Source organism: Streptomyces sp. 5-10, from assembly GCF_014712245.1.
Taxonomy (GTDB): domain Bacteria; phylum Actinomycetota; class Actinomycetes; order Streptomycetales; family Streptomycetaceae; genus Streptomyces; species Streptomyces violaceusniger.
In genome coordinates this window covers 96,339-118,575 of record NZ_JACVYG010000019.1, presented here as the reverse complement: position 1 = coordinate 118,575, position 22,237 = coordinate 96,339, and the positions used below count along the sequence as shown (strand labels likewise).

Genomic DNA, 22,237 nt, shown 5'->3' with positions numbered 1-22,237 from the left:
TGGTCGGGTGCCTGCCGTCGAGTGCTTGCGGTCGGGTGCCCGTGGTCGGGTGCTCCCGGTTGGGGTTGGGTGCCTGCGGTCGGGCGCTCCCGCCCGTCGGGGCCCGTGGTCGGGCGCTCCCGGTCGAGTCCCTGCGGTCGGGTGCTCCCGGTCGGGTGTCCCGGGCCCCGGGGCGCGTGGGTCCTCCGCCGGGGCACCTCCCAGCGGTAGCCGGAGGAGGCTGAGGCGCCCCGGCGGGGGCTTTCCAGCGGTAGCCGGGGGGATGCTCAGGCACCTGGCGGGGGCACCTCCCAGTGGTAGCTGGGGGAGGCTGAGGCACCCGGGCCGGGGCACCTCCCAGCAAGAGCCGGTGGATGACCGAGCCCCGAAAAAGGGGGCCTAAACTTCCTGGGTGAGCTCCACCGACTCCGACGTCCTTCTCGGCCCCGCCGATGTCCGCGAACTCGCGGCGCGGCTCGGCGTACGTCCGACCAAGCAGCGCGGCCAGAACTTCGTCATCGACGCCAACACGGTCCGCCGGATCGTCCGGACCGCCGGGGTGCGCCCGGACGACGTGGTCGTCGAGGTCGGCCCGGGGCTCGGTTCGCTGACCCTCGCGCTGCTGGAGGCCGCCGACCGGGTCACCGCCGTCGAGATCGACGACGTCCTCGCCGCGGCACTCCCCGCGACCGTCGAGGCCAGGCTGCCGCACCGCGCCGACCGCTTCGCGCTGGTGCACAGCGACGCCCTGCGGGTGACCGAGCTGCCGGGCCCCGCCCCCACCGCGCTGGTCGCCAACCTGCCCTACAACGTCGCCGTGCCCGTGCTGCTCCATATGCTCGGGCGGTTCCCGACCATTGAGCGGACGTTGGTCATGGTCCAGTCCGAGGTCGCCGACCGGCTCGCCGCCCCGCCCGGCTCCAAGGTGTACGGCGTGCCCTCCGTGAAGGCTGCTTGGTACGCCCACGTCAAGCGGGCGGGCGCGATCGGCCGCAACGTCTTCTGGCCCGCCCCCAACGTCGACTCCGGCCTGGTCTCGCTGATACGCCGGGAAGAGCCCCCGCGCACCACCGCCACCCGGGAAGAAGTCTTCGCGGTGGTGGACGCGGCGTTCGCCCAGCGCCGCAAGACCCTCAGGGCGGCGCTCGCGGGCTGGGCCGGTTCGGCGGGGGCCGCGGAGGAGGCACTGAGGGCTGCTGGGGTTTCGCCGCAGGCGCGCGGGGAGTCGCTGACGGTGGAGGACTTCGCCGCGATCGCCGAGCACGGGCCTGCGGCCTGACCACACGAGGCGCCTGCGGTCGGGCTTGCTCCCCACCCCGCCCCTCCCCGAAACCGGGACTCCGCCCCGGCCCCCACCCGGGGGCTCCGCCCCCACACCCCCGCCCGGGGGCTGCGCCCCTAAACCCCCGCTGGGGCTCTGTCCCCGTGCCCCGCTGGGGCTGTGCCCCGTACCCCCGCTGGGCTCTGTCCCGTACCCCCCCGCTGGGGCTCTGCCCGCGCGCCCCTGGGCTGCACCCCTGTACCCCCCCGCTCCCGGGCCTTGCCCCGCGCCTCCCCGCTGAGCTGCGCCGCCGAACCCCCGCTGCGGCTTCACCCTCGCCGGGGTTCTGCCCCCGTAGATCCTCCCTCGCACCTCATGCCGAGGGTCCGCCCCACTCCCCGCTTCGGCCGTACATCAGCCGGGCCATGGGCCGGAGCCGCGAACCGGGGCTCGGAGCCTCGCTGGACCACGAGCGGGGGCCAGAGGCCGAACCTCGGCGCGGTGCGGGGGCGGAATCCCCCGAGTACGGGGCGCGGGCGCGGGGGACCCGAGTACGGGGCCCGGAGGCGGGAACTCTCGGGAACGGGGCCCGGGGGCGGGAGCCCACGAGAGCGGGGTCCGGGGCGGAGCCCCGGTTACGGGAAGGGGCGGGGTGGGGAACAAGCCCGCCGCAGGCACACCCCCGCAGGCGGGACAATGGCCGCACCGGAACACCCGCACCCCCACCAAGGAGCCCCGTGACCCGCCCCGTGACCGCCCGTGTGCCCGCCAAGGTCAACGTCCAGCTCGCGGTCGGCGGGCTGCGCCCCGACGGGTTCCACGACCTGGCCAACGTCTTCCTCGCCGTCGGGCTCCACGACGAGGTCACCGCCACCCCCGCCGACGCCCTCCGCATCACCGTCGAGGGCGCGGACGCCGGCCACGTGCCGCTGGACCGCACCAACCTCGCGGCCCGCGCCGCCCTCGCGCTCGCCGAGCGGCACGCCATCGCGCCCGCCGTGCACCTCCACATCGCCAAGGACATCCCCGTCGCGGGCGGCATGGCGGGCGGCAGCGCCGACGCCGCCGGGGCGCTGCTGGCCTGCGACGCGCTCTGGGGCACCCAAGCCACCCGGGCCGAACTCCTCGAGATCTGCGCAGAGTTGGGCAGTGACATCCCCTTCAGCCTCGTCGGCGGCGTGGCACTCGGCCGCGGCCGGGGCGAGCTGCTGACCCCGCTGGAGACCGGCGGCACCTTCCACTGGGTGTTCGCCGTGGCCGACGGCGGGCTGTCCACCCCCGCCGTCTACCGTGAATGCGACCGGCTGCGCGAGGCGTCCGGCGCGGGCGCGAGCGCCGCCGACGTGCCCGACCCCGAGCCCTCCCAGGCACTGCTGGACGCGCTGCGCACCGGCGACGCCACCGCCCTGGCCGCCGCCGTCTCCAACGATCTCCAGCCCGCCGCGCTCTCGCTGCGCCCCGCGCTCGCCGACACCCTGCGCGCCGGCGCGGACGCGGGCGCGCTCGCCTCCCTCGTCTCCGGCTCCGGTCCCACCTGCGCCTTCCTGGCCAAGGACACCGAGGCCGCACAGGAGGTGGCGACAGCGCTCGCCGCCTCGGGCACCTGCCGCACGGTCCGCGTCACCTCCGGCCCGGTCCCCGGGGCCCGGCTGGTCGGCGCCTGAGCGAGCCCCCGACGCCTCAGCGTGTGGCCGACGCCTGAGCGAGGCACCCCGCACCCGAGCGAGGCACCCCGCACCCGAGCGAGGCACCCCGCACCCGAGCAAGGCACCCCGCACCTGACCGAGGCGCCCCGCGCGGCGACTACCCTGGGACGCCGATCGATCCGCGTAATGGAGTGTGATGGCGACCAACCTGGTCAACGTTGAATCCGTCGGCAAGGTGTACGGCACCCGTGCCCTGCTGGACGGCGTCTCCCTCGGAGTGAACGAGGGCGACCGCATCGGCGTCGTCGGCCGTAACGGCGACGGCAAGACCACGCTCATCCGGATCCTCGCCAAGCTGGAACCCGCCGACGACGGCCGCGTCACCCACGCCGGTGATCTGCGGCTCGGCGTGCTCACCCAGCACGACTCGCTCGACCCCGCGGCCACCATCCGCCATGAGGTGATCGGCGACCTCGCCGACCACGAGTGGGCCGGTGACGCCAAGATCCGGGACGTGCTCACCGGGCTGTTCGGCGGGCTGGACCTGCCCGGCTTCCCCCAGGGTCTCGACACGGTCATCGGCCCGCTGTCCGGCGGTGAGCGCCGCCGTATCGCGCTCGCCCAGCTGCTGATCGCCGAGCAGGACCTGATCGTCCTCGACGAGCCCACCAACCACCTCGACGTGGAGGGCATCTCCTGGCTGGCCGGGCATCTGCGCGCCCGCCGCTCGGGCCTGGTGGTGGTCACCCACGACCGCTGGTTCCTCGACCAGGTCTGCACCCGGATGTGGGACGTCCAGCGCGGCGCCGTCCACGAGTACGAGGGCGGCTACAGCGACTACGTCTTCGCCCGTGCCGAGCGCGAGCGCATCGCCGCCAGCGAGGAGGCCAAGCGGCAGAACCTGATGCGCAAGGAGCTCGCCTGGCTGCGCCGTGGCGCCCCCGCCCGCACCAGCAAGCCCCGCTTCCGCATCGAGGCGGCGAACGCGCTGATCGAGGACGTCCCGCCGCCCCGCGACAGCGCCGAGCTGATGAAGTTCGCCAACTCCCGGCTCGGCAAGACCGTCTTCGACCTGGAGGACGTGACCGTCACGGCCGGGCCCAAGGTGCTGCTGAAGCATCTGACCTGGCAGCTGGGGCCCGGCGACCGGATCGGCCTGGTGGGGGTGAACGGCGCGGGCAAGACCTCGCTGCTGCGCGCCCTGGCCGAGGCCGCCCGCAGCGAGGGCGAACAGCAGCCCGCCGGGGGCCGGATCGTGGTCGGCAAGACCGTAAGGCTCGCGTATCTGTCCCAGGAGGTCTCCGAACTCGACCGGAACCTACGGGTCCTGGAGGCCGTCGAGCAGGTGCGGCAGCGCGTCGACCTCGGCAAGGGCCGGGAGATGACCGCCTCCCAGCTGTGCGAGAAGTTCGGCTTCACCAAGGAGAAGCAGTGGACCCCGGTCGGCGATCTCTCCGGCGGTGAGCGGCGCCGGCTCCAGATCCTGCGGCTGCTGATGGACGAGCCCAATGTGCTCTTCCTGGACGAGCCCACCAACGACCTGGACATCGAGACCCTGACCCAGCTGGAGGACCTGCTCGACGGCTGGCCCGGCTCGCTCGTGGTCATCAGCCACGACCGCTACTTCATCGAGCGCACCACCGACCGGGTGCTCGCGCTGCTGGGCGACGCCACCCTGCGGATGCTTCCGCGCGGCGTGGACGAGTACCTGGAGCGGCGGCAGCGCGCCCTGGCCGCGGCCGCCCCGGCCGCCGCCGCGCCCGCCAAGCAGAAGACCGGCGAACAGGCCGCCCGGCAGCGGTCGGCGGCCGAGCAGCGCGCCGCCAAGAAGGAACTGCAGCGCATCGAGCGGCGGCTGGACCGGATCAGCGAGCAGGAGTCCGAGCTGCACGCGCGGATCGCCGAGCACGCCACGGACTTCACCAAGGTCGCCGAGCTCGATACGCAACTGCGCGAGCTGACGGGGGAGCGGGACGAGCTGGAGACCCGCTGGCTGGAGCTGGCCGACGACGCGTGAGTCAACGGCGCATGGCCGACGATGCGTGAGCCGACAACGCATGAGCTGCCAACCCTTGGTGTGAGTGGCCTGAAAGCATCGTGTGAAGAGGTTGTGCGGCGGTGGCGCGCGCCCTGGCAACGGTCGCGTCACAGGCCGGTCTCAGCTGATCGATGACCTGGACACTGGTCCCTATTGCGCCCCTTACGGGTGATACAAAGAACTCCCGCCTGCCTTCCGCTCAATGGCGGGGTGCCCTGTCCGATTCGCTCCTTCCCGGGGGGCTTCGACCCACCGGGATCGCGGGGGAGGCCGGTCGGACGACGGGTCCCGCATCTGAAGGAATTCGCATGTCACAGCCGCCTCCGCCGCCCAACCAGCCGCCGCAGGGCGGCTTCGGCGCGCCGCAGGAACCTGGTTACGGCTATCCACAGCAGCCGCCCACACCGCCTCCGGGCCAGCAGGGCTACGGCTATCCGCAGGCCCCCGGCCAGCCGCCGCAGACCCCGCCTCCGCCGCCGTCGGCACCGCCGGCGCCGCCGCAGACGCCCCCGCAGGGCGCCGGCGGCTATGGCTACCCGGAGCAGCCGGTGCACGGCCAGCCGACCCAGGGCGGCCCGTCGCCGTACGGATCCGGCCAGCAGCCTTACGGTCAGCCTCAGTACGGTCAGCAGCCTTACGGACAGCCGCAATTCGGCCAGCCGCAGTACGGCCAGCCGCCGCAGGCCCAGTACCCCGGCGGCCCCGGCCCGGGCGGCCCCGGTGGCCCCGGTGGCTCCGGCCAGTCCAAGCAGCGCATGGCGATCATCGTCAGCGCCGTGGTCGCGGTCGCGCTGATCATCGGCGGCGGCATCTGGTTCGCCACCAAGGACGACGGCGGCGGCAGCGAGGCCAAGGGCAAGGACAAGGACAAGCAGTCCAGCCAGGGCGCCTCCAGCGGCACCACGGGCGGCGGGGACAAGCCCGCCAAGGCCGTGGACGCCAAGCTGCTCGACAAGGTCCCGATGCCCAAGGTCTCCGACCAGGTCACCGTCGAGGGCATGTGGACCACCGACGACACCTTCGTGAAGGCCGGTGTCTACAAGATCGTCGGCTATCCGCTGAGCGGCGGCGACGCCAAGTGGACGATCCCGCTGGACGGCGCGGTCTGCTGGTCCTCGGACCACCTCACCAAGGACGGCCTGACCACGGTCCTCTACCAGGAGGCCAAGCCGTCGGCCAAGGACAAGTACCCCAGCTGCACCGAGGTCGGTCTGCTCGACCTCAAGAACGGCAAGATGCTGTGGCACCGCAACGTCAAGGAGGGTGACGAGAAGATCCGCTTCGACGAGGTCACCATCGGCGGCGGCACCGTGGCCGCGGGCGGCACCAGCGGCGGCGCCGCCTGGTCCACCTCCGGCCAGTCCCTGTGGAAGCCCAAGTCGGGCGAGCAGTGCTCGGACGACGGCTACGCGGGCGGCGAGGACAAGCTGGTCGCGGTGCGCCGCTGCGGCGACTACGACAACCCGCAGATCCAGGTCCAGACGCTGAACCCGAAGACGGGCGCGGTGAAGTCGGCCTACAAGGTCTCGCAGGGCATCGACTACGTCCACGTCGCCTCCACCGATCCGCTGGTGATCGGCCTGGACGCCGGTGACTCCACCGGCTCGGCGGTCTCGGACTTCCTGTCCATCGACGACAGCGCCAAGACCGGCAAGGTGCTCGGCAAGATCGGCACCGAGAACGGCAAGTACGACGCCAAGTGCGAGTCGACCAACGTCGAGGGCTGCCGCAAGCTCGCCGTCTCCAAGTCGGCGAACGCCCTCTTCCTCGGCTCCGAGGACCGCACCGACTCCAGCGCCGCGACGGCCAACGAGGTCGTGGCCTTCGACCTGAAGACCGGCAAGCCGATCGGGAAGACCGACGGGGTCAAGGGCGCCGCGCTCACCCCGCTCGGGCTGGACGAGGACGGCTCCGTCCTCGCCTACCAGGAGAGCACCTGGGAGACCGGCGGCGCGGTCTGGCGGATCGACCCCAAGTCGTACGCCAAGACCAAGCTGCTGCAGAACCCCGTCGCCAGCCATGAGCTGGAGCAGAACTTCAGCCCCAGCTACTCGGAGATCATCTACTCCGGGGAGCACCTCTACATGAGCGACGTCTACGCCAGCAAGCCCTCGGGCACCTACGACAAGGACGACCCGCTGGCGATCATCTTCGGCGCGAGCTGACCCTCCGGCGTCCGCCCGGCCCGCTCCACGGCGGCCCCGCCCGTACGACACCGTACGGGCGGGGCCGCCGCTGTGTGCGCCGGCGGAGCGCCGGGGTGCGCGCCCCCGGGGAACCCGGCCGCATCGATCGGATTGGGACGCCAACCGGACGTCAAGTAGGCACGAATGGCCGGGATTTCGGCATTCCGGGGGGCTTCTGCCCGGTAAGGGGCGCGCAACGTCGAACAAGCGTGTAGCTTCCCCCTGAGCGAATGGGGGGAGCTCATGGGCGTGCGACTCATGGTGGTCGACGATCACCGTCTGCTCGCGGAGGCGCTCGCCTCGGCGCTGAAGCTGCGCGGGCACCGGGTGCTCGCCGCGGCGGCACCGAGCGCGGGCGCGGCGGACCTGGTGGTGAGCCGGGCACCTGAGGTGTGCCTGCTGGGCACGGCGGCACCCGCCGAGCCGGGGGTGTTCGACCCGGTGGTGCGGATCAAGAAGGAGCGGCCGCAGGTCGCGGTCGTGGTGCTCGGCCCGGTGCCGAGCCCGCGCGGCATAGCCGCCGCCTTCGCCGCCGGGGCGTCCGGCTATGTGCGCCACGACGAGCGGATCGAGGGCGTCGAACGCGCCATGATGAAGGCGCGCGCGGGCGAGGCGGCCGTGGCGCCCCAGCTGCTCCAGGGGGCGTTCGCGGAGCTGCTCAACCCCGCGGCCCAGCCCGACGACGAGGGCGCCCGGCTGCTGCGGATGCTGACCCCGCGCGAGGTGGAGGTGCTGGTGCGGGTCGCCGAGGGCGAGGACACCCGGCTGATCGCGGCGGGCATGGGGATCGCCCCCAGCACGGCCCGCACCCATGTGCAGCGGGTGCTGATGAAGCTCGGGGTGGGCTCGCGGCTGGAGGCGGCGGCCCTGGCGGCCCGTACGGGGCTGCTGGACCGCGCGGCGACGCGCCGGACCGCGTCGCCCCCGCCCCAGCCGCCTCCCGCGCCGGGGCCGCCCGCGTCGGCGCCGTAGGCCGTACGGCGACCCGTGTTTCTCAGCCCGCTCCGGCCCCGGGCTCGCGGCCCCCGGGCTCACCGGCCCCGGGGCCGTCCCCGGGCCCAGAGGGCTCCGGTTTCGGCTCGGCCCCCGGCGCCGACAGCGGCCTGAGCTTCATCCAGAGCAGGAAGAGCAGGCCGACCGCGAGCATGCACGCCCCCGTCCAGAGGTTGATGTTGATGCCCGACGCCTTCTTCACATCCGCGTCCGAGGCGGTGAACCCGGCGATGAGGACGATGATCCCGTAGATCGCGAACAGCCCGCCGATGATCCGCCGCACATCGAACAGCCGGGCCGCGGTCGCCGACTTCTGCTGCAGGTCCTCGACCTCGTGCCGGTATTCGTACTCCTCACTCATGGCGCACGCTCCTTAATCCCGGAAGGGTCACAGGGAGAACGGGATGTAGCACAGGGCCGCGAGGATCAGCGCGCCCCAGCCCAGTACGGCCGGACGGCGGTACCACGCCTCGTCGCCCGGCGCCGGCGGTTCGGCCACCCCGGGCGCGGTGGTGCCGTAGACCAGACCGGCCAGCGCCTCCACCGGCTTGGGCTTGGTGAACGGCGTCAGCGCGACCATCACCACCCCGCCGACCACGAACGCCACGATGGCGGAGACGAAGTTGGCGCCCTGGTCGCTGGGGATGGCGATGACATCTCCCAGGTAGAGCCAGAAGTAGTTGATCATCGCGGCCACCGTGCCGCACAGCAGCCCCCAGAACCCGGCCGCGGCGGTGGCCCGCTTCCAGAACATCCCGATGATGAAGACGCAGAACAGCGGCACGTTGAAGAACGAGAAGAGGGTCTGGAGGTAGTTCATGATGTTGCTGAACGAGGAGGCGATGAAGGCCGTGCCCATACCGGCCAGCACCCCGATCGCCGTCACCACCCGCCCGGTCAGCAGGTAGTACCCGTCCGGGCGGCCCTTTCGCACATACGCCCGCCAGATGTCGTTGGTGAAGACCGTGTTGAACGACGACACATTGGCCGCCATGCCCGCCATGAAGGCGGCCAGCAGCCCGGTCACCGCGAGCCCCAGCACCCCGTTGGGCAGCAACTCGCTCATCAGCAGCGGAATCGCGTCGTTGTACTGCAGACCGCTCGTCTTCGAGCCGATGTCCGGCCGCATGACCAGGGCGATCAGCCCGGGGACCACCACGATCAGCGGGATGAACATCTTGGGGAACGCGGCGATCAGCGGGGTGCGCTGGGCGGCCGAGAGGTTCTTGGCCGACAGGGCGCGCTGCACCTCGGCGAAGTTGGTCGTCCAGTAGCCGAAGCTCAGACAGAAGCCGAGGCCCAGCACGATGGTCAGCCAGTTGGCCCCCAGCGGGTTGGACGAGCCGATGCCGGTGCCGCCCCAGGCGGAGACGAAATGGGGGCCGTGGGAGTCCGTGAGCGCGTCCTTGAGTCCGCCGAAGCCGCCGATCCGCCGGAGGCCGACGACGGTGAGCGGGATGAGGGCCGCCAGGATCACGAAGAACTGCAGCACCTCGTTGTAGATCGCCGAGGAGAGCCCGCCGAGGGTGATGTACGCGAGCACGAAGAGCCCCGCGACCACGATGGCCACCCACTGCGGCCAGCCCAGCAGCGCCTCCACCACGATCGCCATCGCGTAGAGGTTCACCCCCGCGATCAGCACCGACGCGATCGAGAAGATGATCGAGCTGAGCAGGTGCGAGGACGGTCCGTAGCGGTGCAGCAGGAACTCGGGGACGGACCGTACCTTGGAACCGTAGTAGAACGGCATCATCACCAGGCCGAGGAAGACCATGGCCGGAATCGCCCCGACCCAGTACCAGTGCACGGTGTACACCCCGTACTGCGCGCCGTTGGCGGCCATCCCCAGGATCTCCAGGGCGCCCAGATTCGCGGCGACGAAGGCCAGACCGGTGACCCACGCGGGCAGCGACCGGCCGGAGAGAAAGAAGTCGAGGCTGGTCTTGACGCTCGCTCTGGCGGCGAATCCCACGCCGAGGACGACGGCGAAATAGAGGACCAGGATCGTGTAGTCGAGTGCGTTGGTGGGGAGCCGTAGCCCTTCGGCCAGATAGTGCATGGTCTCGCCTCATCGCCTGAACGGAATGCACCAGAAACGTTCGGTGAACGTATCCGAATTCTTGTGGTTTGTCCGAGCACCTTCACCGCGCATTGACGGCGCTGTTGGCTTGTGGTTCATTATGTTGAGTTGTGTTGGGTGCATCTGACAGGAGCTGGCGGAGTGAAGAAGACGGCGACGCGGCTCGCGGACGGACGCGAGCTGATCTATTACGACGCGCGCGACGACGCGGTGCGCGACGCCGTCGACCAGCGGCCGCTCGACCCCATCGCGACCCGCTCGGAGATCCGGCACGACCGCCTGCTCGGTGACCGGGTGGCGATCGCCTCCCACCGCCAGGCCCGCACCTACCACCCGCCGGCCGACGAATGCCCGCTGTGCCCCTCCCGCGAGGGGCGGCACAGCGAGATCCCCGCCTCCGACTACGACGTCGTGGTCTTCGAGAACCGCTTCCCGTCGCTGGCCGGGGACTCGGGCCGGTGCGAGGTCGTGTGCTTCACCTCCGACCACGACGCCTCCTTCGCCGACCTCGACGCCGAACAGGCCGCTCTGGTGCTCGACGCCTGGACCGACCGCACCGCCGAGCTGGCCCAACACCCCGCCGTCGAGCAGGTCTTCTGCTTCGAGAACCGCGGCAAGGAGATCGGCGTCACCCTCGGCCATCCGCACGGCCAGATCTACGGGTATCCCTTTGTGACCCCTCGTACACGGCTGATGCTCCGTTCGCTCGGTGAGCACCGTGAGGCCACTGGTCGGAATCTGTTCGATGATGTGGTCGCCGATGAGCTGGCCGACGGGCGCCGGGTGGTGCTCGACGGCGAGTACTGGGTCGCGTTCGTCCCCTACGCCGCCCACTGGCCCTACGAGGTGCACCTCTACCCGAAGCGGCGGGTCCCGGACCTGCCGTCGCTGGACGAGGCCGCGCGCACAGAGTTTCCACAGATGTATCTGGAACTCTTGAAGCGCTTCGACCGGATTTTCGGGGAGGGTGAGCCGCCCACGCCCTACATCTCCGCCTGGCACCAGGCGCCGTACCGCATGGCAGACCGCGGTGAATTCGCACTTCACCTCGAGCTTTTCACCATCCGCCGCACTTCCGGCAAGCTGAAGTTTCTCGCGGGTTCCGAATCCGGCATGAATGTGTTCATCAACGATGTGCCGCCGGAGGCCGCGGCCGAGCGACTGCGAGAGGTAGCGAGCAAGTGAGCAATGCGCAGCAGAAGAAGTACCTGGTCACCGGCGGTGCCGGCTATGTCGGCAGCGTGGTCGCGGCGCATCTGCTCGAAGCCGGGCACCGGGTGACGGTGCTGGACGACCTGTCCACCGGGCACCGGGCCGGGGTCCCCGAGGGCGCGGAGTTCGTCGAGGGCCGCATCCAGGACGCCGCCAAGTGGCTCGACCCCTCCTATGACGGCGTGCTGCACTTCGCGGCGTTCTCCCAGGTCGGCGAGTCCGTCGCCAACCCCGAGAAGTACTGGGTCAACAATGTGGGCGGCACCACCGAGCTGCTCGCCGCGATGCGCGACGCCGGGGTGCGCACCCTCGTCTTCTCCTCCACCGCCGCCACCTACGGCGAGCCCGACCAGGTCCCGATCACCGAGGACCTCCCGACCGCGCCCACCAACCCCTATGGGGCCAGCAAGCTCGCCGTCGACCACATGATCAGCGGTGAGTGCGCCGCCCACGGCCTGGCCGCGGTCTCCCTGCGCTACTTCAACGTCGCCGGCGCCTACGGGGCGTACGGCGAGCGCCATGACCCCGAGTCCCACCTCATCCCCCTGGTGCTCCAGGTCGCCCAGGGCAAGCGCGAGGCCATCTCCGTCTTCGGCGACGACTACGCCACCCCCGACGGCACCTGCGTCCGCGACTACATCCACGTCGCCGACCTCGCCGACGCCCATCTGCTCGCCCTCGGCGCTGCGTCCCGTGGTGAGCACCTGATCTGCAACCTCGGCAACGGCAACGGCTTCTCCGTCCGCGAGGTCATCGAGACGGTGCGCCAGGTCACCGGCCACCCCATCCCGGAGATCGCCGCCCCGCGCCGCGGCGGCGACCCGGCGGTCCTGGTGGCCTCCGCCGAGCGTGCCAAGGAGCGCCTGGGCTGGCGCCCGACCCGCGCCGACCTGGCCGGAATCGTCGCGGACGCATGGGAGTTCGCGCAGCGGAGGGAGAGTCAGTGACGGACGAGCACGGCCCCGGGCGGGTCACGGCGGGGTTCCGCGAGGTCTACGGCACCGAGCCCGGCGGCGTCTGGGCGGCGCCGGGCCGGGTCAATCTGATCGGCGAGCACACCGACTACAACGACGGCTTCGTGATGCCGCTCGCCCTGCCCCACACCTGCCTGGCGGCCGCCTCCCCGCGCACCGACGGGGTGCTGCGGCTGCACTCGGGCGATGTCCAGGGCGGGGTGGTCGAGCTGCGGGTCGAGGAGCTTTCGCCGGTCGCGGGCGGCGCCGGCGGCGGCGACCGCGGCGGCTGGGCGGCCTATCCGGCCGGAGTGGTCTGGGCGCTGCGCGAGGCGGGGCTGCTGACGGGCGGGGCCGGTGGTGCGGAGCTGCACTTCGAGTCCACCGTGCCCACCGGCGCCGGGCTGTCCTCGTCCGCCGCGCTGGAGGTCGTCACGGCCACCGCGCTCAACGACCTGTACGGGCTGGGGCTCACCCCGCCGCGCATCGCCCAGCTGTGCCAGCGCGCGGAGAACGCCTTCGTGGGCGTGCCCTGCGGGATCATGGACCAGATGGCGTCGGCGTGCTGCACCGAGGGGCACGCCCTCTTCCTCGACGCCCGCGATCTCACCCAGCGCCAGGTGCCGTTCGACCTGGCGGCCGAGGGGCTGCGGCTGCTGGTCGTGGACACCCGCGTCAAGCACGAGCTGGGCGACGGCGCCTACGCGAGCCGGCGCGCCGCGTGCGAGGCGGCCGCGCGGGCGCTCGGGGTGCGGGCGCTGCGGGACGTCCCCTTCGAGGGGCTGGACGCCACGCTCGCCGAGCTGGAGCGGCTGGGCTGCGACACGGCCACCCGGCGGCGGGTGCGCCATGTGGTGACCGAGGACCGGCGGGTGGAGGAGGTCATCGAGCGGCTCGACGCGGGGGACACCCGGTCCATCGGGCCGGTGCTGACCGCCGGGCACGCCTCCTGCCGCGACGACTTCGAGATCTCCTGTGACGAGCTCGACCTGGTCGTGGAGACGGCGAACGCGGCGGGGGCGCTCGGGGCGCGGATGACGGGGGGCGGCTTCGGCGGCTCGGCCATCGTGCTGGTGGCGGAGGAGGACGCGGAGGCGGTGAGCAAGGCGGTGACCGAGGCGTTCGGCGCGGCCGGGCACCGGGCGCCGCGGATCTTCCCGGCGGTGCCCAGTGCGGGGGCGCGACGGCTGTAGGGGGCATTCCCACGGGCCCTCGATCGCCTTTCGGTAAAGTTTCGCCACTCGTGGACCCCCTAGTCCCCAAGAGTGAACAAGAAACCCACAGTGAACAGCCGAGAGCGGTCAGTTTCGCTAATCCGCTTCCTATCTGAGACCACGGCCTTACTCTGAGTACAGCGTCGGTGGGGGCCGACGCTTATCAGGGGGCGAGACAGTCAGGTACGACGCCCGGGGTGGGGTAGCGATCACGGCACGGCGGCGGCCGTGCGGGTTGTGATGACCTCGCGCCGGGCGCCGTACCCGCACTGTTTCTCGGTGTATCCGGGATCTTTCATCCGGCGACGTGGGGGGTTGTCCGTGGCACGTATTCGGGTTCTCGTGGTCGACGACCATCGTATTTTCGCCGAGTCCTTGGCGGCCGCCCTCGCGGCGGAGCAGGACGTGGACGTGGCGGCGGCCGGAAGCGGTCCGGCGGCGCTGCGCTGTCTGGAGCGCGGAGCGGCGGAGGGGCGCCGCTTCGACGTCCTGCTGGTCGACGCCGACTTGGGCACGGCCGCCGACGGTGTGGGGCCGCCGCTTCCGGCGCCGGCCGAGCTGCCGTACGGCGGGGCGAACGGCACGGCGCACAACGGCATCCATGGCGGGGCGCACGGTGGGGCTCATGGTGGGGCTCATGGCGGGCCGCGCGGTGCGGCCCATGGCGGGCCAGCCCGGGCGGTGAACGGCCGGGCGGCCGACGGCATATGGCTCGTCGGCGCGGTCCGCTCCGCCCAGCCGGGGGTGCGCACCGTGGTGCTGGCCGAGCGCGACGATCCGCGCCGCGCGGCGGCGGCGCTCCAGGCCGGGGCGTCCGGCTGGGTCGCCAAGGACTGCTCACTGGTCCGGCTGCTCGCGGTCATCCGGGGGGTGCTGCGGGAGGAGACCCATCTGCCGCCCGCTCTGCTCACCGGCGTCCTGCGGGAGTTGACGGCCGCGCGTAAGCACCGCACCGAAAGCGAGCGCCTGGTCGAGTCGCTGACGCCGCGTGAGCGGGAGGTGCTGCGCTGCATGGTGGCCGGGCTCGGCCGTAAGGCCGTCGCCGAGCGGCTCTTCCTCTCCCCGCACACCGTCCGCACCCATATGCAGAATGTGCTGGGCAAGCTGGGTGTGCACTCCACGCTCGCGGCCGTGGCGCTGGCCCGGCGGGCCGGTGTGGGCCCGGTCGACCTAGCCGGGGAGATTGTCGAACGGGGCGGTCAGCTGGCGTAGCAGCGCGGCCAGTTCGGCGCGCTGGGCCTGGGAGAGCTCGGCCAGGATGGCGTGCTCATGGTCCAGCAGCCCGGCCAGTGCCTGATCGGCGCGGTCACGCCCTTCGGCGGTCAGCCGGACCAGCACACCGCGCCGGTCACTGGGGTCGGGCCCCCGCTCGACCAGCCCCTTCTTGGCGAGCCGGTCGATGCGGTTGGTCATGGTGCCCGAGGTGACCAGGGTCTGGGTCAGCAGCTGCCCGGGGGAGAGCTGGTACGGGGGCCCGGCCCGGCGCAGCGAGGTCAGGACGTCGAACTCCCATGGCTCCAGATTGTGCTCGGCGAAGGCGATCCGCCGTGCCCGGTCGAGATGGCGGGCGAGCCGGCTGACCCGGCTGAGCACTTCGAGCGGTTCCACATCGAGGTCGGGGCGTTCCCGCCGCCACGCCGCGACCAGCCGATCGACCTCGTCCTCCATGGCGATCAGTGTAGTGGGTCTGTCGACATGAAGTCTCTTGACATCAAGAGATAATGTGGAGCACGGTAAGGCGCCGGGACGCGCAGGAGTGATCCCGGCGTCTCGTATCGACCGTACCCGCAGGGGGACCGCCCATGACCACCGCGCCCAACTGGGACCCTCGGCAGTATCTGCGCCACGCCGGCCACCGCACCCGCCCCTTCCTGGACCTGCTGGCCCGCGTCCCCGAGCTGCCCACCGACCCCGGCCGCCCGCCCCGCATCGCCGACCTGGGCTGCGGCGCCGGCAACGTCACCGCCCTGCTCTTCGACCGCTGGCCCGACGCCCAGGTCACCGGCCTGGACAGCTCCGCCGAGATGCTCGCCGAGGCCCAGCCCCTCGCGGGCCCCACCACCGGCGGCGGCCGCCTCGACCTCCGGCAGGCCGATGTGCGGCACTGGGCGCCGGACGAGCCCTACGACCTGATCGTCTCCAACGCCGCCCTCCAGTGGGTCCCCGGCCACCCCGACGCCTTCCCCACCTGGCTGGCCGGACTGCGCCCCGGCGGCACCCTCGCCTTCCAGGTCCCCGGCAACTTCACCGCCCCCAGCCACACCCTGCTGCGCGACCTGTGCAACGCACCCGAGTGGCGCGCCCGCCTCGCCGACCGCGTCCGCGACCCCGGTGGCGTCCTGGAGCCCACCGAATACCTGGAGCGCCTGGCCGCGCTCGGCTGCGAGGTCGACGCCTGGGAGACCACCTATGTGCAGGTCCTGACCGGCCCCGACCCCGTCCTCGACTGGGTCAAGGGCACCGCCCTGCGCCCGGTCCTGACCGCCCTCGCCGACGACCCGCCCGCCCGCGACCGCTTCCTGGCCACCTACGCCGCCCTCCTCCGCGACGCCTACCCCTCCACCCCCCACGGCACGGCCTTCCCCTTCCGCCGCATCTTCATCGTCGCCCACAAGGCCCAGCGGTGATCACAGCCCTCGACCACGTACAACTCGCCGCCCCACCCGGCAGCGAACCCGCCCTGCGCACCTACTACGGCGAGGTGCTCGGCATGACCGAGATCCCCAAACCGGCCGCCCTCGCGGCCAACGGCGGCCTGTGGTTCGCCTGCGGCCCGGTCCAGCTGCACCTGGGCATCGACCCGGACTTCCGCCCCTCCCGCAAGGCGCACCCGGGTCTCAGGGTCGTCGGCATGGAGGCCTTCGCCGCCCGCCTCGCCGGGCATGGCGCCGAAGTCGTCTGGGACGAGAAATTGCCGGGGCACCGCCGCTTCTACTCCGAGGACCCGGTCGGGAACCGGCTGGAGTTCCTGGAGCCGATCGGGTGAAACCACCCGATCGGGTGATCGGCCCGGCTTCCGGCCCGCCGTCCCCCTACGGCCCATAGTGTCCCGGTGTCGCCGGTGTCGCCGGTGTCGCCGGTGTCGCCGGTGTCGCCGGTGTCGCCGGTGTCGCCGGTGTCGCCGGTGTCGCCGGTGTCGCCGGTGACGGCGGGAAGGAGGGATCACCGTGACCGACCGTCCGGTTCCGGACATCCTTGATGGGCTGGTCTGGCAGGCGTGGAAGGCCATGGCGCCGCCCGAGGGTTTCCGCGCCGAGATCATTGATGAGGCCATCGAGGTGTCGCCCCCACGCCGACGACGCCATGCTGTGGTCGTCAACCGATTGCGTCTCGCTCTGACGTCCCAGTTGATCGGCGGCGACCATGCCGGCTACCAAGGCGCCCATGTCATCCACCGCCGCAAGGTGTGGGTCCCCGACCTCTTCATCGCCCCCGAGGACCTCGACGAGATCCCCGACGAGGAAGATCTCGGAGTGGACGCGAGCGGCGTCCGGGCCGTCTTCGAGGTGGTCTCGCCCGGCCGGGAAGCCCAGTCGCGTGACCGGGAGCGCAAGCGCCGGGCGTACGCCCGCGCGGGCATCCCGCTGTACGTCCTGATCGACGACTTCGACGGCGACGGCACGGTCGTCATCCTCACCGCACCCGACCCCGACAAGGCCGTCTACACCGACGAGCACCGCGTCCCGTACGGCACCGATGCCGTCATTCCCGATGGTCCCGCGAAGGGTTTCGTCATCGGAGAGGCCATCGTCAGGCCATAGCGGCACCGGGCCCGGCCGTCGTCAGTTCTTGCGGTGGCCTATCAGGCGGGGCTTCTGCTCCAGGCCGTCCAGGCCGTGCCAGGCCAGGTTCACCAGGTGGGCGGCGACCTCGGCCTTCTTGGGTTTGCGGACGTCCAGCCACCACTGGCCGGTCAGGGCGACCATGCCCACCAGGGCCTGGGCGTAGAGGGGGGCCAGTTTGGGGTCGAAGCCGCGGGCCTTGAATTCCAGGCCCAGGATGTCCTCCACCTGGGTGGCGATATCGCTGATCAGGGAGGCGAAGGTGCCCGTCGACTGGGCGACGGGGGAGTCGCGGACGAGGATGCGGAAGCCGTCCGTGTACTCCTCGATGTAGTCCAGCAGGGCGAAGGTGGCCTGCTCGCACAGCTCCCGCGGGTGGCCCGCGGTCAGCGATGTGGTGACCATGTCGAGCATCCGCCGCATCTCGCGGTCCACCACGACCGCGTACAGCCCCTCCTTGCCGCCGAAGTGCTCGTACACCACCGGCTTGGAGACCCCGGCCTTCGCCGCGATCTCCTCCACCGAGGTGCCCTCGAATCCGCGCTCGGCGAAGAGCGTGCGACCGATGTCCAGCAGCTGCTCCCGGCGCTCCTTGCCGGTCATCCGGACCCGGCGGGGCCGCCGGGTCCCGGATCCGGAGGACCGGCCGGAGATCCGGCGCGGCCGGTCCTTTTCACCGCTGGTATTACTGTCGGTCGCCACGCCCTCTATCATGCCGCTCCGGCGGTCTCCTTCTGACGGCGGGCATCGATACGGTCCTGGCTCGGCCACCGGACGTCATACGCCCAGCCCGCCTTCTCGAACCAGCGGATGATCCGGGCGCTGGAGTCCAGCTGCCCCCGCATCACCCCGTGCCGGGCGCAGGTCGGGTCCGCGTGGTGCAGGTTGTGCCAGGACTCGCCGCACGAGAGCACCGCGAGCCACCACACATTGCCCGAACGGTCCCGCGACTTGAACGGGCGCTTGCCCACCGCGTGGCAGATCGAGTTGATCGACCAGGTCACATGGTGCAGCAAAGCCACCCGGACGAGTGACCCCCAGAAGAAGGCGGTCGCCGCGCCCTGCCAGGACCAGGTCACCAGTCCGCCGATCACCGGCGGCAGCATCAGGGAGATCACGGTCCACACCACGAACTGCCGGGAGATCGCCCGGATGGCGCCGTCCTTGATCAGATCCGGTGCGTATTTGTACTGCGGCGTCTGCTCCTCATCGAACATCCAGCCGATATGGGCCCACCACAACCCCTTCAGCAGGGCCGGAACGGTCTCGCCGTACCGCCACGGGGAGTGCGGGTCGCCCTCCGCGTCGGAGAACTTGTGGTGCTTACGGTGATCGGCCACCCAGCGGACCAGCGGTCCCTCCACGGCCAGCGACCCCGCGATCGCCAGCGCGATCCGCAGCGGCCGCTTCGCCTTGAACGAGCCATGGGTGAAGTAGCGGTGGAAGCCGATCGTGATGCCGTGGCAGCCGATGTAGTACATCGACACCAGCAGCGCCAGATCCAGCCAGCTGACCCCCCAGCCCCAGGCCAGGGGAACGGCCGCGACCAGCGCGACGAAGGGGACGGTGATGAACAGGAGAAGGGTGATCTGTTCGATGGAGCGCTTGCTGTCCCCGCCGAGCGTGGCGGAGGGAAGCGGGGCCTCCTGGGCCTTCGGCGTGTCATTGACCACGTCGGGGCTTGCAGTCATGGGATCCCTCGTGGGGCTCGGGGGCATGGCTACGGATCCGTAACCTACGGCGTCGTAAGTATGGCAGGGCCGGGAAGCGGGGCAATAGGGCTCTGGTCTCACCCAGGGTCGTGCCGCCTATCCTGGTGAGCGTCGGACAGCGCGGTCCGCACATGGCCGAAAGCACCGGGTCAGCAGCCCGCGGCGCCCGCCGTGCCCGCTCTGACGCCGCGCTTCGAACCCCGTTCACTGCAAGGAGCCCGCACCTGTGAGCAGTGCCGACCACACCAACGCCGCCCTGCGCGCCGATATCCGCCGTCTGGGCGACCTGCTCGGCGAGACCCTCGTCCGACAGGAGGGACCCGACCTCCTCGAACTCGTCGAGCGCGTCCGTGCCCTCACCCGCAGTGACGGCGAGGCCGCGGCCGAACTGCTCGGCTCCACCGACCTCGAGACCGCGGCCAAGCTGGTCCGCGCCTTCTCCACCTACTTCCACCTGGCCAACGTCACCGAGCAGGTGCACCGCGGCCGCGAGCTGCGCGCCCGCCGCGCCGCCGAGGGCGGCATCCTCGCCCGCACCGCCGACCAGCTCAAGGACGCCGACCCCGAGCACCTCCGGGAGACCGTCGCCAACCTCGGCGTGCGCCCCGTCTTCACCGCCCACCCCACCGAGGCCGCCCGCCGCACCGTCCTCACCAAGCTCCGACGCATCGCCGAGCTGCTCGACACCCTCGCCGTCGGCGGCGACGCCCGCCGCGCCGACCTGCGGCTCGCCGAGAGCATCGACCTGCTCTGGCAGACCGACGAGCTGCGCGTCGCCCGCCCCGAGCCCGCCGACGAGGCCCGCAACGCCATCTACTACCTCGACGAGCTGCACGCCGGTGCCGTCGGCGACGTCCTCGAAGACCTCACCGCGGAGCTGCTGCGCGTGGGCGTCGAGCTGCCCGCCACCACCCGCCCGCTCACCTTCGGCACCTGGATCGGCGGCGACCGCGACGGCAACCCCAACGTCACCCCCGAGGTCACCCGCGACGTCCTGATCCTCCAGCACGAGCACGGCATCACCGACGCGCTGGAGATCGTCGACGAGCTGCGCGCCGCGCTCTCCAGCTCCATCCGCAACACCGGCGCCTCCGAGGAACTGCTCGCCTCCCTCCAGCGCGACCTCGAACTGCTGCCCGAGATCAGCCCGCGCTACAAGCGGCTCAACGCCGAGGAGCCCTACCGGCTCAAGGCCACCTGCATGCGACAGAAGCTCGTCAACACCCGCGAGCGGCTCGCCGGGGACACCCCGCACCAGCCCGGCCGCGACTACCTCGGCTCCGGCGAACTCCTCGCCGACCTCCACCTCATCCAGGACTCCCTGCGCGCCCACCGCGGCCGGCTCATCGCCGACGGCCGGCTCGAGCGCTCCATCCGCACCCTCGCCGCCTTCGGCCTCCAGCTCGCCACCATGGACGTCCGCGAGCACGCCGACGCCCACCACCACGCCCTCGGCCAGCTCTTCGACCGGCTCGGCGAGGAGTCCTGGCGCTACGCCGACATGCCGCGCGACTACCGCCGCAAGCTGCTCGCCAAGGAACTGCGCTCCCGGCGCCCCCTCGCCCCCACCCCGGCGCCGCTGGACGCCGCGGGCGCCAAGACCCTCGGCGTCTTCCACACCATCCGCGAGTCCTTCGAGCGCTTCGGCCCCGAGATCGTCGAGTCCTACATCATCTCCATGTGCCAGGGCTCCGACGACGTCTTCGCCGCCGCCGTCCTCGCCCGCGAGGCCGGGCTGATCGACCTCCACGCGGGCTGGGCCAAGATCGGCATCGTTCCGCTGCTGGAGACCACCGAAGAGCTGAAGATCGCCGACAAGCTCCTCGACGAGATGCTCGCCGACCCCTCCTACCGGCGGCTCGTCGCCCTCCGCGGCGACGTCCAGGAGGTCATGCTCGGCTACTCCGACTCCTCCAAGTTCGGCGGCATCACCACCTCCCAGTGGGAGATCCACCGCGCCCAGCGGCTGCTGCGCGACGTCGCCCACCGGCACGGCGTACGGCTGCGGCTCTTCCACGGCCGCGGCGGCACCGTCGGCCGCGGCGGCGGCCCCACCCACGACGCGATCCTCGCGCAGCCGTGGGGCACCCTCGAGGGCGAGATCAAGGTCACCGAGCAGGGCGAGGTCATCTCCGACAAGTACCTCGTGCCCTCGCTGGCCCGCGAGAACCTGGAGCTGACGGTGGCCGCCACGCTGCAGGCGTCCGCCCTGCACACCGCCCCGCGCCAGTCGGACGAGGCGCTCGCCCGCTGGGACGCGGCCATGGAAACCGTCTCCGAAGCCGCGCACGACGCCTACCGCAAGCTCGTCGACGACCCCGACCTGCCCGCGTACTTCTTCGCCTCCACGCCGGTGGACCAGCTCGCCGAGCTCCACCTCGGCTCCCGGCCCTCCCGCCGCCCCGACTCCGGCGCCGGCCTCGACGGACTGCGGGCCATCCCGTGGGTGTTCGGCTGGACCCAGTCCCGGCAGATCGTCCCCGGCTGGTTCGGCGTCGGCTCCGGCCTCAAGGCCGCCCGCGAGGCCGGACTCGACAGCGTCCTCGACGAAATGCACCAGCACTGGCACTTCTTCCGCAACTTCCTGTCCAACGTCGAGATGACGCTGGCCAAGACGGATCTGCGGATCGCCCGGCACTACGTCGACACGCTGGTGCCGGATGAGCTGAAGCATGTCTTCGACGTGATCCAGGAGGAGCACGAGCTGACGGTGCGGGAGGTGCTGCGGATCACCGGTGAGCGGGAACTCCTCGACTCCAACCCGGTGCTGAAGCAGACGTTCCACGTCCGGGACGCCTACCTCGACCCGATCTCGTATCTGCAGGTGACGCTGCTCCACCGGCAGCGCACCGCGCGCGAGCGGGGCGAGGACCCCGACCCCCTGCTCGCCCGCGCCCTCCTCCTCACGGTGAACGGCGTGGCCGCGGGCCTCCGCAACACGGGCTGACGACGGCGTGACCCGGGGTGGGGCCCCGCTCCCCTCGGGAGCGTGGCCCCACCCCGGGTGTGTGGGTAATGAGTTCCCCGGGGGCTCCGCCCCCGGCCCCCGCTGGGCAGCAGGCTGCGCCGCTGCCCAGCAAAGCCGCTGATCGGTGCGTCGATGCGCGGCCACCGGCCCCCGGCGGAAGCCGGGCGCGCAGCGCCCTCCGGCGCCCCACCGCGCCCCCTTCCCCGCCGCGAC

The 22,237-nt window shown here is 71.8% G+C and carries 18 protein-coding genes; 13 read left to right on the top strand and 5 right to left on the bottom strand.

Going from position 1 to position 22,237, the window contains the following annotated elements; genetic code table 11:
* Nucleotides 1-391 precede the first annotated feature (391 nt).
* From rsmA to IEJ02_RS22245, 5 genes are all read left to right on the top strand, one after another.
* Nucleotides 392-1,258, top strand: a complete 867-nt coding sequence (gene rsmA / locus IEJ02_RS22265) for a 16S rRNA (adenine(1518)-N(6)/adenine(1519)-N(6))-dimethyltransferase RsmA (RefSeq protein ID WP_191066463.1) — start codon at nucleotides 392-394, stop codon at nucleotides 1,256-1,258.
* A gap of 719 nt (nucleotides 1,259-1,977) precedes the next feature.
* Nucleotides 1,978-2,904 (top strand): 4-(cytidine 5'-diphospho)-2-C-methyl-D-erythritol kinase, encoded by a 927-nt coding sequence (locus IEJ02_RS22260; RefSeq protein WP_191066462.1) that lies wholly within the window; start codon nucleotides 1,978-1,980, stop codon nucleotides 2,902-2,904.
* 178 nt (nucleotides 2,905-3,082) lie between these two features.
* Nucleotides 3,083-4,903 (top strand): ABC-F family ATP-binding cassette domain-containing protein, encoded by a 1,821-nt coding sequence (locus IEJ02_RS22255; RefSeq protein ID WP_191066461.1) that lies wholly within the window; start codon nucleotides 3,083-3,085, stop codon nucleotides 4,901-4,903.
* Between the two features lie 329 nt (nucleotides 4,904-5,232).
* Nucleotides 5,233-7,089, top strand: a complete 1,857-nt coding sequence (locus tag IEJ02_RS22250) for a hypothetical protein (protein WP_191066460.1) — start codon at nucleotides 5,233-5,235, stop codon at nucleotides 7,087-7,089.
* 264 nt (nucleotides 7,090-7,353) lie between these two features.
* Nucleotides 7,354-8,082: a response regulator transcription factor gene (locus IEJ02_RS22245; RefSeq protein ID WP_191066459.1), complete on the top strand. Its 729-nt coding sequence runs from the start codon at nucleotides 7,354-7,356 to the stop codon at nucleotides 8,080-8,082.
* Nucleotides 8,083-8,104: 22 nt separating this feature from the next.
* Here IEJ02_RS22245 and IEJ02_RS22240 read toward each other — a convergent pair whose 3' ends face one another.
* Together IEJ02_RS22240 and IEJ02_RS22235 are read right to left on the bottom strand one after the other, a co-directional pair.
* Nucleotides 8,105-8,464: a hypothetical protein gene (locus IEJ02_RS22240; protein ID WP_191066458.1), complete on the bottom strand. Its 360-nt coding sequence runs from the start codon at nucleotides 8,462-8,464 to the stop codon at nucleotides 8,105-8,107.
* 27 nt (nucleotides 8,465-8,491) lie between these two features.
* A complete protein-coding gene (locus IEJ02_RS22235) occupies nucleotides 8,492-10,162 on the bottom strand; it encodes a sodium:solute symporter family protein (protein ID WP_191066457.1) in 1,671 nt (556 codons plus the stop codon).
* Nucleotides 10,163-10,324: 162 nt separating this feature from the next.
* Between IEJ02_RS22235 and galT the strand changes: the two genes are divergently transcribed.
* The 4 genes from galT (at nucleotide 10,325) to IEJ02_RS22215 (ending at nucleotide 14,774) form a co-directional block, all read left to right on the top strand.
* Entirely contained in the window at nucleotides 10,325-11,368 is a 1,044-nt protein-coding gene (gene galT, locus IEJ02_RS22230) for a galactose-1-phosphate uridylyltransferase (RefSeq protein WP_191066456.1), read from the top strand.
* Nucleotides 11,365-12,342, top strand: a complete 978-nt coding sequence (galE, locus tag IEJ02_RS22225) for a UDP-glucose 4-epimerase GalE (protein WP_191066455.1) — start codon at nucleotides 11,365-11,367, stop codon at nucleotides 12,340-12,342. Before galT ends, galE begins: the two co-directional genes overlap by 4 nt.
* Entirely contained in the window at nucleotides 12,339-13,541 is a 1,203-nt protein-coding gene (galK, locus tag IEJ02_RS22220) for a galactokinase (protein ID WP_191066454.1), read from the top strand. The genes galE and galK overlap by 4 nt, the downstream gene beginning before the upstream one ends.
* Before the next feature lie 342 nt (nucleotides 13,542-13,883).
* On the top strand, nucleotides 13,884-14,774 hold the full coding sequence (locus tag IEJ02_RS22215; protein WP_191066453.1) for a LuxR C-terminal-related transcriptional regulator: 891 nt from the start codon (nucleotides 13,884-13,886) through the stop codon (nucleotides 14,772-14,774).
* Here the strand turns inward: IEJ02_RS22215 and IEJ02_RS22210 are convergent.
* A complete protein-coding gene (locus tag IEJ02_RS22210; protein WP_014054422.1) occupies nucleotides 14,733-15,230 on the bottom strand; it encodes a MarR family winged helix-turn-helix transcriptional regulator in 498 nt (165 codons plus the stop codon). The genes IEJ02_RS22215 and IEJ02_RS22210 overlap by 42 nt on opposite strands.
* Before the next feature lie 134 nt (nucleotides 15,231-15,364).
* Between IEJ02_RS22210 and IEJ02_RS22205 the strand changes: the two genes are divergently transcribed.
* The 3 genes from IEJ02_RS22205 (at nucleotide 15,365) to IEJ02_RS22195 (ending at nucleotide 17,323) form a co-directional block, all read left to right on the top strand.
* Nucleotides 15,365-16,189 carry a trans-aconitate 2-methyltransferase gene (locus IEJ02_RS22205; protein WP_191066452.1) on the top strand — a complete coding sequence of 275 codons (825 nt, stop codon included), beginning with the start codon at nucleotides 15,365-15,367 and terminating at the stop codon, nucleotides 16,187-16,189.
* On the top strand, nucleotides 16,186-16,548 hold the full coding sequence (locus IEJ02_RS22200) for a VOC family protein (protein WP_191066451.1): 363 nt from the start codon (nucleotides 16,186-16,188) through the stop codon (nucleotides 16,546-16,548). The genes IEJ02_RS22205 and IEJ02_RS22200 overlap by 4 nt, the downstream gene beginning before the upstream one ends.
* Nucleotides 16,549-16,729: 181 nt before the next feature.
* On the top strand, nucleotides 16,730-17,323 hold the full coding sequence (locus IEJ02_RS22195; RefSeq protein ID WP_317985873.1) for a Uma2 family endonuclease: 594 nt from the start codon (nucleotides 16,730-16,732) through the stop codon (nucleotides 17,321-17,323).
* 21 nt (nucleotides 17,324-17,344) lie between these two features.
* Here the strand turns inward: IEJ02_RS22195 and IEJ02_RS22190 are convergent, their stop codons facing one another.
* Nucleotides 17,345-18,058 carry a TetR/AcrR family transcriptional regulator gene (locus IEJ02_RS22190; RefSeq protein WP_191066450.1) on the bottom strand — a complete coding sequence of 238 codons (714 nt, stop codon included), beginning with the start codon at nucleotides 18,056-18,058 and terminating at the stop codon, nucleotides 17,345-17,347.
* A complete protein-coding gene (locus tag IEJ02_RS22185) occupies nucleotides 18,055-19,035 on the bottom strand; it encodes an acyl-CoA desaturase (RefSeq protein ID WP_191066449.1) in 981 nt (326 codons plus the stop codon). The genes IEJ02_RS22190 and IEJ02_RS22185 overlap by 4 nt, the downstream gene beginning before the upstream one ends.
* 247 nt (nucleotides 19,036-19,282) lie before the next feature.
* Here IEJ02_RS22185 and ppc point away from each other — a divergent pair, with 247 nt between their 5' ends.
* Entirely contained in the window at nucleotides 19,283-22,003 is a 2,721-nt protein-coding gene (ppc, locus tag IEJ02_RS22180; protein ID WP_191066448.1) for a phosphoenolpyruvate carboxylase, read from the top strand.
* Nucleotides 22,004-22,237 lie beyond the last annotated feature (234 nt).

Coding starts and splice junctions, on each gene's coding strand:
- IEJ02_RS22235 (WP_191066457.1), bottom strand. CDS start 10,162: ATGCACTATCTGGCCGAAGGGCTACGGCTCCCCACCAACGCACTCGAC.
- IEJ02_RS22240 (WP_191066458.1), bottom strand. CDS start 8,464: ATGAGTGAGGAGTACGAATACCGGCACGAGGTCGAGGACCTGCAGCAG.
- IEJ02_RS22245 (WP_191066459.1), top strand. CDS start 7,354: ATGGGCGTGCGACTCATGGTGGTCGACGATCACCGTCTGCTCGCGGAG.
- IEJ02_RS22255 (WP_191066461.1), top strand. CDS start 3,083: ATGGCGACCAACCTGGTCAACGTTGAATCCGTCGGCAAGGTGTACGGC.
- IEJ02_RS22210 (WP_014054422.1), bottom strand. CDS start 15,230: ATGGAGGACGAGGTCGATCGGCTGGTCGCGGCGTGGCGGCGGGAACGC.
- IEJ02_RS22205 (WP_191066452.1), top strand. CDS start 15,365: ATGACCACCGCGCCCAACTGGGACCCTCGGCAGTATCTGCGCCACGCC.
- IEJ02_RS22185 (WP_191066449.1), bottom strand. CDS start 19,035: ATGACTGCAAGCCCCGACGTGGTCAATGACACGCCGAAGGCCCAGGAG.
- IEJ02_RS22190 (WP_191066450.1), bottom strand. CDS start 18,058: ATGATAGAGGGCGTGGCGACCGACAGTAATACCAGCGGTGAAAAGGAC.
- IEJ02_RS22250 (WP_191066460.1), top strand. CDS start 5,233: ATGTCACAGCCGCCTCCGCCGCCCAACCAGCCGCCGCAGGGCGGCTTC.